At 59.8% G+C, this 13,029-nt stretch carries 12 protein-coding genes; 11 read left to right on the top strand and 1 reads right to left on the bottom strand.

Annotated features, from left to right (window positions below; genetic code table 11):
• Positions 1 to 115 precede the first annotated feature (115 nt).
• The 4 genes from AC2FH2_RS19005 to AC2FH2_RS18990 all read left to right on the top strand — a co-directional run bounded on the left by AC2FH2_RS19005 (position 116) and on the right by AC2FH2_RS18990 (position 3,774).
• The gene (locus AC2FH2_RS19005) at positions 116 to 1,351 is read left to right on the top strand and encodes an acyl-CoA dehydrogenase family protein (RefSeq protein ID WP_496824847.1); all 1,236 of its coding nucleotides are present in this window, start codon (positions 116 to 118) and stop codon (positions 1,349 to 1,351) included.
• A gap of 26 nt (positions 1,352 to 1,377) precedes the next feature.
• Complete coding sequence (locus AC2FH2_RS19000; protein ID WP_496824845.1) at positions 1,378 to 2,166, top strand: thioesterase family protein; 789 nt, start codon at positions 1,378 to 1,380, stop codon at positions 2,164 to 2,166.
• A 73-nt stretch (positions 2,167 to 2,239) separates the two neighbouring features.
• Positions 2,240 to 2,887, top strand: a complete 648-nt coding sequence (locus AC2FH2_RS18995) for a DUF1007 family protein (RefSeq protein ID WP_496709655.1) — start codon at positions 2,240 to 2,242, stop codon at positions 2,885 to 2,887.
• Complete coding sequence (locus tag AC2FH2_RS18990) at positions 2,872 to 3,774, top strand: nickel/cobalt transporter (protein WP_496709654.1); 903 nt, start codon at positions 2,872 to 2,874, stop codon at positions 3,772 to 3,774. Before AC2FH2_RS18995 ends, AC2FH2_RS18990 begins: the two co-directional genes overlap by 16 nt.
• Here the strand turns inward: AC2FH2_RS18990 and truA are convergent.
• Positions 3,771 to 4,538: a tRNA pseudouridine(38-40) synthase TruA gene (gene truA / locus AC2FH2_RS18985; protein ID WP_496824842.1), complete on the bottom strand. Its 768-nt coding sequence runs from the start codon at positions 4,536 to 4,538 to the stop codon at positions 3,771 to 3,773. The two genes, AC2FH2_RS18990 and truA, sit on opposite strands and share 4 nt — an antisense overlap.
• A 108-nt stretch (positions 4,539 to 4,646) precedes the next feature.
• Between truA and AC2FH2_RS18980 the strand changes: the two genes are divergently transcribed.
• The 7 genes from AC2FH2_RS18980 (at position 4,647) to AC2FH2_RS18950 (ending at position 12,925) form a co-directional block, all read left to right on the top strand.
• The gene (locus AC2FH2_RS18980; protein WP_496824840.1) at positions 4,647 to 6,059 is read left to right on the top strand and encodes a YcjX family GTP-binding protein; all 1,413 of its coding nucleotides are present in this window, start codon (positions 4,647 to 4,649) and stop codon (positions 6,057 to 6,059) included.
• Entirely contained in the window at positions 6,056 to 6,511 is a 456-nt protein-coding gene (locus AC2FH2_RS18975) for a GNAT family N-acetyltransferase (protein WP_142640138.1), read from the top strand. The genes AC2FH2_RS18980 and AC2FH2_RS18975 overlap by 4 nt, the downstream gene beginning before the upstream one ends.
• Complete coding sequence (locus AC2FH2_RS18970) at positions 6,504 to 7,493, top strand: YcjF family protein (RefSeq protein WP_496696951.1); 990 nt, start codon at positions 6,504 to 6,506, stop codon at positions 7,491 to 7,493. Before AC2FH2_RS18975 ends, AC2FH2_RS18970 begins: the two co-directional genes overlap by 8 nt.
• Before the next feature lie 54 nt (positions 7,494 to 7,547).
• The gene (locus tag AC2FH2_RS18965) at positions 7,548 to 8,258 is read left to right on the top strand and encodes a VIT1/CCC1 transporter family protein (protein ID WP_281973820.1); all 711 of its coding nucleotides are present in this window, start codon (positions 7,548 to 7,550) and stop codon (positions 8,256 to 8,258) included.
• 91 nt (positions 8,259 to 8,349) lie between these two features.
• On the top strand, positions 8,350 to 9,657 hold the full coding sequence (locus AC2FH2_RS18960) for an SDR family oxidoreductase (protein ID WP_496824838.1): 1,308 nt from the start codon (positions 8,350 to 8,352) through the stop codon (positions 9,655 to 9,657).
• Complete coding sequence (locus tag AC2FH2_RS18955; protein ID WP_282027840.1) at positions 9,657 to 10,136, top strand: DUF2269 family protein; 480 nt, start codon at positions 9,657 to 9,659, stop codon at positions 10,134 to 10,136. Before AC2FH2_RS18960 ends, AC2FH2_RS18955 begins: the two co-directional genes overlap by 1 nt.
• A 95-nt stretch (positions 10,137 to 10,231) precedes the next feature.
• A complete protein-coding gene (locus AC2FH2_RS18950) occupies positions 10,232 to 12,925 on the top strand; it encodes a DUF2339 domain-containing protein (RefSeq protein ID WP_496824836.1) in 2,694 nt (897 codons plus the stop codon).
• The last annotated feature ends 104 nt before the right edge of the window (positions 12,926 to 13,029 follow it).

The raw sequence follows: 13,029 nt of genomic DNA, 5'->3' as shown, positions 1-13,029 counted from the left end.
TTTAATCTCATATGGGGTGGGTGACGTCCCGTCACCCAACTGGACATCATGACGGTGGCTAAGTCATTCTCGGCCCAAAGGTAATGCCCGCGTGTCGGGGCGGAGGAGAAAACTCATGAACATGTCATTCGGCCTGCGCGAGGAAAACCGCGAACTGCTGACCCGCGTAACAGAGATGATCCGAAATGAAGTCATGCCGCTGGAAGAAGAGTTCCATGCTGAAATCAACAAAGGTGACCGCTGGCAATATACCCACCGGCAGGCGGATATCCTTGAAGGGTTGAAGGCCAAGGCCAAGGCGGCGGGATTGTGGAACTTCTGGCTGACCGACAGTGAAAAAGGGCTGGGTTTGACAACTGTGGAATACGCCTTTTTTGCTGAAGAAATGGGTAAGACCCCGCTGGGTGCCGAAATCTTCAACTGTTCGGCCCCAGATACGGGCAACATGGAAGTATTCGAGCGGTACGGGTCCGAAAAGATGAAGCAAGAGTGGCTCAAGCCGCTGCTCGATGGGCAAATCCGTTCGGCCTATCTGATGACCGAACCGGATGTCGCCTCGTCCGATGCCACCAATGTTTCGATGTCCTGTGTGCTGGACGGCGATTCCTACGTTCTGAATGGCGAGAAATGGTGGGCCTCAGGCGCCGGTGATCCGCGGTGCAAGGTCTATATCGTCATGGTCCGAACTGGTGGTGATGACCTGCCTGTTCACAAACGCCAGTCGATGATCGTGGTGCCGGCGGGAACACCGGGGATCGAAGTGCTGCGCCCGATGGAAGTCTACGGCCATGATGATGCGCCGCACGGGCATATGCATATTCGCTTTACCAATGTCCGGGTGCCTGCCGAGAATATCCTGCTGGGCGAAGGGCGCGGGTTCGAGATCGCTCAGGGTCGATTGGGGCCGGGACGTATTCACCACTGTATGCGCGCTATTGGGCAAGCAGAGATGGCCCTGGAGCAGATGTGCAAACGGTCGCTGCAACGCGAAGCATTTGGCAAGAAGCTGGCGCAGCTTGGGGCGAATTTCGATATCATAGCCGAATGCCGGATGGAGATCGAAATGGCCCGGCTACTTTGCCTCAAGGCTGCTTGGTACATGGATCAGGGCGATGCGCGCGCGGCGGCCCCGTGGATCAGCCAGATCAAGGTCGTGGCCCCGCGGGTCGCATTGAAGGTGATTGATGAGGCGGTGCAGATGTATGGCGGGCAAGGGGTAAGTCAGGACACGCCGCTGGCGACCGCGTGGACGCATGTACGGACCCTGCGGCTGGCCGATGGGCCGGACGCGGTGCATCGTCGTCAGGTCGCACGGACCGAGCTGAAAAAGCATACACAGGAAAAGGTCTGAGGTCCCAAGTGGTCTTGAAATCTGACATGTCCAGGTTGCCTTATTTCAGACTTCGCGCGGATGGGGATTTTGTCGGCAATGATCCGGCGCGGGGCCCGTGGTCTGCCGAACATTGCCATGCTGGTCCGGTCAGCGGTCTGATCGTGCGCGCCGCGGAATCTGAAATTGGTCCCGGTAAGATGCTGACCCGGCTGACGGTCGATCTGCTGCGCCCGCTGCCCCTGTCCGGGTTGCGGGTTGCGGCCGAGACGACGCGGCACACCAGAACGCTAGCGACCACTCGGGTTACTGTGCACGATCTGGACAACACTTTATGCGCCGTAGCCACAACTATGCACCTTGCCCGCCGCGACCTTGGCCAGGTTCCCAATGTCGCTCTCTCATCTCCGCAACTGGCGGACACGGTGGACGGCCCATTTCCCATCGGCGAAATTCGGCACGATCTTCCGGGGTTCGCGACCTATTCCGATGTCCTCTATCCCAAGGGTGGAAATCAGGGCGTCGGTCCCAAAACGATCTGGATGCGCACGCCTCCGTTGCTTGGGGACGAGGTGCAATCTCCGATTCAGGCGCTGTGTCCACTGGCTGATTGCGGCAATGGCATTTCGTGGAATGCCCCCACAACCGAGATGGGGTTCATGAATACCGATCTGACGATTCAGGTGCACCGCGAGCCGGTCTCGGATTGGCTGGCCTCCGAGTCTGTCTGCCATTGGCAGCCCTCGGGTATCGGCATGTCGCAATCGGTTTTGTATGACACCGAAGGGCCGGTTGGAACAGCCCTGCAGACCCTTGTGTTGTTCCCACCTGCCTGAGCCATCGGCCAGCTTCTGCGCGCCCGGCCCAAATGGGATTGCCGGGCGCAGGCCGACACCCTATCTTTCGCCCATGCGCTGGCTTGTGACCCTAGTGACCTGCTGTTTGCCGATCCCGGCGATGACGCACCCGCATGTCTTTATCGACACGGGGCTGGAATTCATTGTGGACGATTCCGGGCAGCTGACCCATGTCCGTGTGACCTGGGCCTATGACGAGTTCTACTCATTGCTTGTCCTCGAAGACATGAAGCTGGATCAGGATGGCGACGGTCTTCTAAGTGAAAGCGAACAGGATTTCCTGTCCGGGTTCGATGCACAGTGGGATCAAGGCTATAACGGCGATCTGGTCGTCTGGTCCGAGGCTGAGGTATTGCCGCTTTCTGGCCCACTTGAGCCGAAAGCATTGATGGAGGACGGGCGCATCGTGACCTCGCATCTGCGCAGTGTCGAAGGGGGGCCTGTACCGGCCACCGCCTTATCGGTGAAGGCGTTTGATGAGACATATTACACCGCATATGACCTGACGCGCCCGGTGACGGTTTCGGGGAGTAAGACCTGCCAGATTGACCGCTTCGAGCCGGATGTCGACGGACAGCTTGCCCAAATGCAGGCGTTTCTGCTGACGCTGGATGCCAATTACGACCTTGAGGAAAATGACATCCCGATGGTGGGCGAAAACTTTGCAACCGAGATCCGTATTTCATGTCCAAATACCTAATTGTCCCGTTTGTTCTGGCGGTCGGAGTTCTGCTCTGGTTCTGGTTCAGCGGCGGGTTTGACCAACTTGCGGCATGGGCTGCCGGTGAACAGCGTGCATTTCAGAACCAGATTGCGCGGTCTCTGCGCGCTGCCCGCGCCGAACAACCTCAGGCGGTCATGACTTTGTTGACGGTGTGCTTCGCTTACGGGTTCTTCCACGCCATCGGTCCTGGGCATGGCAAAGTCCTGATCGGTGGCTATGGGCTTGGTCGGCGTGTGGCGTTCTGGCGGCTTTCAGCGATCAGTGTGTTGTCCAGCCTTGGACAGGCCGTAACCGCGATTGTTCTGGTCTATGCCGGTGTGCTGGTGTTCCAGATGTCTCGGGAAAGACTGGTCGACACAACGGAGCAAATCATGGCCCCAGTCAGCTATGGGGCGATCACTGCGATCGGGCTTTGGCTAGTGTTTCGCGCCTTGCGGAGCTTTGCCAAACGCAGCCGGGATCACGGCGCAGATCATCATCACCACGATCACGAAACCTGTTCGGATTGCGGCCACCGGCATGGTCCGTCTGCGGATGAGGTGGCGCAGGTCGGTAGCCTGCGCGAGGCGGCGTTGCTGATCGCTGGAATCGCCGCACGCCCCTGTACCGGGGCGCTGTTTGTGTTGATCCTGACCTGGCAGATGGGCATCGCCATCGTTGGCATCGCCGGGGCGTTCTGCATGGCGCTGGGCACTGCGACTGTCACCACTCTGGTAGGGTGGACCTCATTCGGTCTGCGCGGGGGGATGCTGGCCTCGGCCTCAGCGACGCGGTTTGCACAGGTGCTGGCCCCAACCATCGAGCTGGTCGCTGGGTTGTTGATAGCGGTGATAGCTGGCGGGTTGTTGCTGAGCGCGCTTTAGTCGAACACCGGGTTCGGATAGCCGACCCGCGCAAGATACAGCCCCTGCGGCGGGCAAACCGGCCCACATGCCGCACGATCCGCAGCTTGCAGCGCGTCGCGCACATCTTCGGGCGTCCAGGACCCGGCGCCGACACGTTCCAGAGTGCCGACAAAGCTGCGCACCTGATTGTGCAGGAACGACCGTGCCCGGACGTGGAAATGAACCTCGGGGCCTGAAAAGCCCTGCACCTGTTCCACCCGCAACTCATCCAGCGTTTTGACCGGGCTGGCCGCCTGACAGATCGTGGACCGGAACGTGGTGAAATCATGCCGTCCGATCAGCATGTCCGCCGCGGCCTGCATCGCATCAATATCCAACGGGTGACTGACTTGCCAAACCTGCCCCGCGTCATGGGTTGCAGGCGCGCGGCGCATCAGGATGCGAAACAGATATTGCCGTTCAAGCGCCGAGAACCGTGCATGCCAGTCATCGTCCACCCGTGCGGCTTTCACGATGGCCACTGGTTGCGGCTTGAGGTGATAGTTCAACGCTTCGGACAGTCGGAAAGGGTCCCATTCCTTGATCAGGTCGCAATGGGCGACCTGTCCTAGCGCGTGGACACCGGCATCGGTGCGACCCGCCGCAGCGATCGTGTGATCTCCCGGTTGTATCCGCGACAAAGCCTCTTCGATCGCCCCCTGAACCGAGGGCTGATCTTTCTGCCTCTGCCACCCGGCAAACGGCTTTCCGTGATATTCGACTTTCAACGCGTATCTGGGCATGGGCTGCTGGTACCGTGCTGCGCGACGGCGGGCAAGGGGCCGGAAAGCGCTGGCATGTCGGACGGTGGCTACCTATCTTGAGCGAAACGATAAAAGCGGGGCGACGGCTTGGTCATCTCATCTATGGCAGACAGTCTTGTGCGCGGCATGGAATCCGTGGGCGACAGCGTTTCCGAAGCTCTGTTCGAGCCGGTCATCCGCCTTGGTGTCACCGGGTTGGCGCGTTCGGGCAAAACGGTGTTCATCACCTCGCTTGTTGCAAACCTGCTGGACCGTGGGCGAATGCCGGGCCTTGTTGCGCAGCATGAGGGACGGATCAACGCAGCTTACCTTCAGCCGCAGCCTGATGATACCGTGCCCCGGTTCGACTATGAAAACCATCTTGCTGCGCTGACCGGGCCAAACCCGCATTGGCCCGAAAGCACCCGCGCCGTGTCCGAGCTGCGCCTGTCGTTCAGGGTTCGCCCTGCCGGTCTGCTGTCTGGCATGAAGGGGCCGCGAACCGTGCATCTGGATATTGTGGATTATCCGGGCGAATGGTTGCTGGACTTGGCCCTGCTGGACAAATCATATGACGACTGGTCAATCGAAACGCTGAACCGCATCACAGAGCGGGCCGAGGCACAAGAGTTTCTGGCGCAGGCCAAAGCGGTCGCGCCAGAGGCAAAACATGATGAGCCGGTGGCGCAATCTTTGGCGCAGGCGTTCTCGGGCTATCTGAACACGGCGCGCGATGCCGGGTTTTACGATTGTACGCCGGGGCGGTTCCTGTTGCCGGGTGATCTGGCGGGATCACCGGTTCTGACCTTCGCGCCGCTGCCAGTCGAAGGGGTCGCCACCCGTAACAGCCTGCACCGTGAAATGGCGCGGCGCTACGAAGCCTATAAATTGCGCGTGGTCAAACCGTTCTTTCGCGAACATTTTGCCCGGATCGATCGACAGGTTGTTCTGGTCGACGCGCTGGGTGCGATTCACAAAGGGCCGAAAGCGGTTGAGGATATGCGCCGGGCGATGGGAGATATCCTGTCGGCCTTCCGTCCGGGGCGCAACGCGTGGCTCAGCCAGTATCTTCTGGGCAAACGGGTCGAGCGCATTTTGTTTGCCGCCACCAAGGCCGATCATTTGCACCACCTGCAGCATCCACGTCTGACCAGCATCATGGAGGCGTTGACACGCGACGCCCGTGACCGCGCCAGTTTTGCCGGGGCCGAGACCTCGGCTGTGTCACTGGCGGCTTTGCGGGCAACAACCGAAGAGATGCGAACCCATGAAGGAGTGCCGCTTGCCTGCGTGCGGGGCACTTTGCTTGATGGCAAGCAGGCGGCCTTCTACCCCGGTGAGTTGCCCGAAGACCCGGCTCATTTGTTGGGGGCAGCCCGCAGCGGAGCAGTAAGCTGGCTAGGCGAAGACTATGGGTTCATGAGTTTTGCGCCTGCGAACCTGACCCTGCGATCGGGTGACGGCCCGCCCCATATCCGGCTTGATCGCGCGGCCCAGTTCCTGATCGGAGACCGGCTATGACCGTAACGCTCCGCCCTGCGCGCAGCACCGATGCTGGCGCGACGGGGAAAATCCTGCATGGTTTTGCTTGTGAAAATGAGTGGATGCCAGAGCTGCATTCCTGTGCCGAAACCATCGCCTTTTGCGGCGTGATGATTGATCGCGACTGGATCACCGTTGCTGAAAACGAGGATGGTGTAGTTGGTTTTCTGGCATTGAATGGTTCAGAGGTCCATTCGCTTTACCTGCGTGCGTCAGCGCGCAATCAGGGGATCGGGCAGCGCCTGTTGGATCAGGCGAAATCTGGCCGACAAAAGCTGTCCCTGTTCGCCTTTCAGGCCAACCATGGCGCGCGAAGATTTTACGAGCGCAACGGATTTGCCGAGATTGCCCGCGGTGACGGGGCCGATAATGACGAAAACCTGCCGGACATAAAGTTTGTCTGGAACAGAGAAAGGGCTGCTGATGGCTAAGGGTCCGGTTCTGATCGATCTTGATCCCGAGGAACCTGTTGCGGATGTCGCTTTGGCACCGCCCGTTCCGGATGCGGGCGAACCACAGGGGAAGGCGATGCAGGCCGCCGCGCGTCTGGCTGCACGGAAACCGTCGGCCCTGTCACGCTGGTTTTGGGGACTGGCGGCAGCGGTCATCGGCGCGGTTGTCTCGGTGGCGGCATGGGATTTTGTGACCGCTTTGCTGTTGCGCGCGCCGGTTTTGGGATGGGTTGTAACTGGTCTGATTGGCGCGTTGCTGCTGGTTGCCCTGATCATCGCTTTGCGGGAACTTGCTGCGATCGGGCGGCTTTCGCGTGTGGATGGCATCCGTCGCGCCGCTGACACCGCGTTGGCAGAGGCGGATCTGACGCAAGCCCGCGCTGTAACCAACCGGTTGTTGGCATTTTACAACGGGCGCGAGGACGTTCGATGGGGCCGCGATAGGCTGGCCGAACGTATCGCCGAGCCTTTCGATGCCTCGGATCTGATGGCTCTGGCCGAGGACGAGCTGCTGGCCCCTCTGGATGCCGCGGCCAGTCGAGAAGTCGAGGCCGCTGCGCGTCAGGTCGCGACGGTGACCGCTCTGGTTCCTTTGGCTCTTGCGGATGTGGCGACGGCTTTGGCCGCTTCGCTGAGGATGATCCGCCGCGTTGCCGAGATCTATGGTGGGCGGGCCGGTTTTCTGGGCAGTTGGCGCCTGACCCGGGCGGTCTTTGTGCATCTGGTCGCAACCGGCGCGGTGGCAATGGGCGACGACTTGCTTGAACCGGTGCTGGGCGGCTCTGTCCTAAGCAAACTGTCGCGGCGGTTTGGCGAAGGCCTGGTTAACGGGGCGCTTAGCGCGCGCGTCGGCGTGGCCGCGATGGAGGTATGCCGTCCTTTACCGTTCTCGGACCGTCACAAGCCCTCGACCCGGTCGATGATCAAGCGTGCGCTGGCGGGGCTGTTTTCGAAAACTTGACCTGAGACAAAGCGTTCCTGCCAGCCGCGCATCATAACAAAGCAGGAGGCACCCATGACAGACCATGGACACAGCCAGCAAGAGATCGCGGCACGTATCAACGCGCCGCCGGGGCGTGGCGTTTTGCGTGATGTGGTTTACGGCGGGATCGATGGATCAGTCACCACTTTTGCCATCGTTGCGGGCGTTGCCGGGGCGGGGCTGTCACCGTTCATCATCATAGCGCTGGGGCTGGCCAATGTGCTGGCTGACGGGTTTTCGATGGCGGCGGGGAATTACTCGGGCACCAAGGCTGAACTGGATAACATCCGGCGCATTCGCGCGATCGAGGAGCGTCATATACATCTTTACCCCGATGGTGAACGGAACGAGGTGCGCGAGATTTTAGCCCAGAAAGGACTGTCGGGCCGTGTGCTGGACGAAGCCACCGATGCGATCACGGAAAACCATGACAACTGGATCGACCTGATGATCGAGGGAGAATATGGCCTGGGCAGCGTCGATCCGCATCCGCGCAAAGCTGCGGTGGCGACGTTTTTTGCCTTTCTTGTGGCCGGCATGGTCCCGCTTTTGCCGTTTCTGTTTTCGGTGGACCGGGCATTTGCTGCTTCGGCCTGGATGACGATGGGTGTTTTCTTTGCCATTGGTGCCCTCAAAAGCCGCTGGTCGCTGGCTCCGTGGTGGCGGTCAGGGATCGAAACGCTGCTGATTGGTGGGGCCGCTGCCGCAATCGCCTATTTCGTCGGTTCACTGTTTCACCCCTAGCGGTCGGAATTGTCGCAGTTTGCCCGGTGCCGCAGACGGCTGCCGCTCGACCCGCTAGGTTGGGGCGCAACTTCAGCAGGTAAGGTGCCCGATGCAAGGTTCTGGGAAAAATATACTTGTTCTAGGCGCTTATGGGTTTATCGGCGCGGCGATGATGCGGTCTCTTTCGGATCGAGATGCCAATGTATGCGGCCTTGTGCGCGATACAAACCTGGGTGAGAAAATCCTGCCCGGGATGTCTTTGGCTCAGGGAGATTTGCGCCAGCTCACGCACCCACACGATTGGCTGGAAATTCTGTCAGGTTTTGATTGTATCGTGAACTGCGCCGGGGCGTTGCAGGACGGACCAAAGGACGATCTTGAGGCGGTGCATCACACTGCGATTGCCGCCCTCGGGCAGGCCTGCGCCGCGCGCGAGATTGCTTTGGTTCAGATTTCTGCAACCGGAAGCAGCCCAGAGGCAGACACGGAATTCATGCGCACCAAAGCCTCCGGGGATGCCGCCTTGCAGGCCAGTGGTGTGCCGCTGTGGATTCTAAGGCCGGGCCTTGTGATCGGACAGACTGACTATGGTGGAACGACCTTGTTGCGCATGCTGGCCGCAATTCCGCTTGTGCAACCGATCGCCTATCCGCAGACGCTGGTTCAATGTGTTGGAATGGCCGATTTGTGCAGCGCCGTGGCGGCGGCCGTTGATGAGACGTTGCCACAGGGTACCTATGATCTGGTCGAGGATCAGGCTCATTCGCTGTCCGAGGTTCTGGACGAAACCCGCCATTGGATGGGGTTCCCTAAGGCACGTGTTCGGATAACGGCACCGGCTGTGGTTGCTAAGTTCGCCGCCGGTTGCGCCGATCAACTTGGGCGCTTGGGGTGGCGTTCGCCCCTTCGCAGCAACGCAATGACGGTCATGGCTACCGGAGTTCTTGGCGACCCGGCCCCTTTTCGCAGGGTGACAGGCGAATCCATGGGTTCGATGCCCGAGATTTATCGCAGCATGGCCTGTTCCCGCGAACACAGGTTGGCTGCACGGATGTCGTTGCTGATGCCGTTGACGGTTGCGGTGCTCAGCCTTTTCTGGGTTCTCTCAGGTGTTTTCGGATTGCTGAGCCTGCCGCAAGCCACACAAGTCCTAACCGTCGCAGGCTGGACCAGTGGTGCCGCTGTGGCCAGCGTGCTGTTCTGGTCATGTGTCGATATCTTTCTGGGGCTTGCGATCCTTTGGCGACCATGGGCAGAACGCGCCTGCATCGCTCAACTTTGTGTGGCGGTTTTCTACCTATTGGCGGCCTCAATTACGGCTCCTGCCTTGTGGCTCGACCCGCTTGGACCGCTTGTTAAGGTCATGCCCGCGATCATGTTGTCTCTGGTCGCACTGCCAATGGTGAAAAGCCGATGATGGACCCGGATCTGATCTTGCGCTGGTTTCATGTGATCGGGGCCTGCGTCTTGTTGGGAACCGGGGCCGGAATCGCATTCTTCATGCTGATAGCCCATCGGTCACGCGACCCGCGTTTCATCGCCCAGACGGCGGCAATCGTGGTGCTGGCCGATATGCTGTTCACCACAACCGCCGTTGTTTTGCAGCCAATTTCAGGTGGCTTGCTGGCCTTCAGATTGGGCTGGTCACTGGTCGAAGGGTGGGTGCTGCTGTCACTATTGCTGTATGTCCTGACCGGTGTCTTCTGGCTGCCGGTCGTCTGGATGCAGATAAAGATGCGGAACTTCGCGCAAGAGGCGGCAGATCGCGATGCTGCTTTGCCGCGTTCGTATTTCATATTGTTCCGGCTTTGGTTTGCATGTGGGATCCCCGCATTTCTGGCCGTTTTGGCCATAGTCTGGCTGATGGTTTCCCGCCCTTCAATAGACCTGTTTTGATTTCAGGCCGTGTCGCGGTATGCAGGACGGTATTCCGGACTGTTTCTACCTGATGCATCAGGTTAGCCTGCAGAGAACTTGATAGGAGAAACAGGTTGGAATCCCTTCTGGTCCTTCTTGCGGTGGTTGCGCTGGCTATTCCTTTGACCATTGTGCTGCTGCTTGTCAGTCAGGTTCGGTTGCGGCGGCGGGTCGTCCAGTTAGAGGCGGACATCCTGTCACTGAAACATGGCACCAATACTGAACCAGAACTCGCGACAGAGCCCGAGTCCAAGGCGCAGACTATTCCGGCCAAAGCGCCTCCAGTGTGGCCGATAGCCGACCAACCTGAGACCGAACAGCCAATCCCCCCGCAATCTCCTCAAGAAGCACTGGTTTTCAGCTCTGACCGTTTCGCGTTGCTGCAGGAATGGCTGCAGGAAAACTGGTTCTATGTCGTTTCGGCACTGTCGCTGGCACTGGCGGGAATTTTTTTGGTGCAATACGGCGTCGAGAACGGGTTACTGCCGCCGTCGGCACGTGTCGTTGCCGCATTGCTGTTTGGCGCGGCGCTGATTGTCAGCGGAGAGGTCATTCGCAGGCGCTATGGCGATGGCGTGGACTCCGCGAGCGCCTATTTGCCCTCGGTGTTCTCAGGCGCAGGGCTGGTCACACTGTTTGGCGGCGTTCTGGCGGCGCGGCAACTATATGGCTTGATCGGCCCTGAATTTGCGCTTGTCGCCATGATTGGCGTTGCATCTGTCGGGTTGGTTTTGGGCTGGTTCCATGGTCCGCTATTGGCAGCTGTCGGACTGACAGGTGCCTTTGCCTCCCCATTCTTGGTCGGTGGCTCTTCGGATGATCCGACCTGGTTATATGGCTACTTCCTGACCATAACGGTTCTGGGCCTGGGCATAGACACCGTCCGCCGATGGGCGTGGATTTCGGTTCTGACACTGGTCGGAGGTTATTCTTCGTGTCTGCTGCTGGTCCTGTCGGAACCGATGACAGAGCCGGGCTATCTGACCTGCATCACCGCCTTTGCGCTCATCACTATTGCGATTCCGGTCCGGCGAATTTGGCCTGATCACACCGGCCCGATGGTCAGCGAAATGACCCGACGCCAAAGCGGCGAGGCATGGCCCGAGTTTCCGACGCGTCTGGCATTTGGTGCAGTTGCGGTCAGCTCGGCCATCCTGGCGCTGCACTGGCCGGATTCCGCCGGTGAGTTCTGGTTGAGCCTGACGCTTTTGGCTGGTCTGGCCTTTGCGATGATCGTTTGGACAAGCGGGGCGAGGGCACTTCAGGACATCAGTGTTTTCCCGATTGTTGGCCTTGTCTGGCTCGTATTTCTCCAGGGGTGGGATCGGGGCAAAGTCGCACAGCGTTTTGCTGAGACCTATGCCGAAACCCCCGAGGCGGATTTTCCCTTTGTCGTGACATTGCTTGTGGCACTGAGTGCAGCCCTTTCGGTTGCGGCGGCGTGGCGGTCGATGCAGCAGGGGCGCCATGGCGTGGTCTGGGCGGCTGGGGCGGTAATAACCGCACCTATACTTGCCATCGCTCTTGAGATCGCTTGGCGCCCGGCCGAGGTTTTGGGCGCGTATTTCTGGGGGCTGCACGCAATGGCTCTGGGTGCCTTGATGGTGGTCTTTGCCGAACGCTATGCGCGCGTGGATGGTGAACAACGTATACGTCCTGCGCTGGCCACGTTATCCGCGCTGTCCTGTCTTGCATTTGCCTGTGTCATCGTGCTGAGTTCTGGCGCCTTGACGATTGCGTTGGTTGTGACCGTTGTAGCCGCTGCCGCGCTGGATCGTCGGTTCAACCTGCCTCAGCTCAGTTGGTTTATCTGGGCCGGGGTCTTCACGGTGACTGTGCGGCTGATCCTGAACCCGGGCCTGTACTGGGCCAATACGGTGCCGGTCGGTGAAATGACGTTGGTCTATGGCGCCGCCACCCTTGGATATGTTCTCGCCTGGGGCCTGATCCGGGGATTGAACCGCCCCGTTGCAATCTTGCTGCTGGAAAGCGCAGCCTGGGCAACCGCGGGGATATTGCTGTCATTGCTGCTGCTGCGCTGGCTGGAAGGGTTCGGTCAAGGCGGGATGGAGGATAGCCATTGGGGGTTGGGCCTGATGGCGGTGATCTGGCTGCTGTTGGCGGCGGCACAGATACGGCGGTTCGATTTGGGCGGGCCGTTGAACTATGTCCGCTATGGGCTGGCGGCGTTCTTTGCCGCCCATGCCCTGTTCCGACTTGCGCAAGCGCTGACCGAGGCAAATCCCGTTCTTTATGTGCACAGTGATCCCGTGTTGGGGCCTGCGCTGATGAACACGCTTGCCATAGCCTACCTTCTTCCTGCCGGGGTCCTTGCCATGTCAGCCTGGCGCATTGAACAGATGCCGGTTTGGTTGCGGCAGGGCTGTTTCGGTCTTGCGGGTGCGCTTGCAGCATATTGGCTGGGTGCTTCTATTCGTCATTTCTGGCAGGGTCCCGGTGGCATGTATGTCGGGGCTGGGGTCAGCCAACCAGAGCTTTACACCTATACCTTGGCCCTTTTGATTGCAGGCGCGGCGCTGTTTTATCAATCTTTGGCCCGTCGGTCCGACCTGTTGCGCAAAGTGGGGCTGGTTGTGATCGGACTGGCCGTGGCTAAGGTATTTCTGATCGACATCGCCGGGCTGGGCGGCCTGATCCGGGTCTTTTCGCTGCTGGCGCTGGGACTTGCACTGGCCGGTTTGGCGTGGCTGAATCGCTGGGCAAAGCTGCGCCAATCGCCACAAGAGGCGGAACCACTGGACCATTAGCTGTGAGCGTCCTATAAGCGCGGCCATGTATGCCCGTCTGGCCATCATTATTCGAATTATTTCCCCGGCGCTCTGACCACTGAGACGCCGGGCAAAGGTGTTTG

It is taken from the genome of Ruegeria sp. YTSA105 (assembly GCF_059610225.1).
The sequence above is the reverse complement of the archived record's forward strand: the minus strand, read 5'-3'. Positions and strand labels throughout refer to the sequence as shown.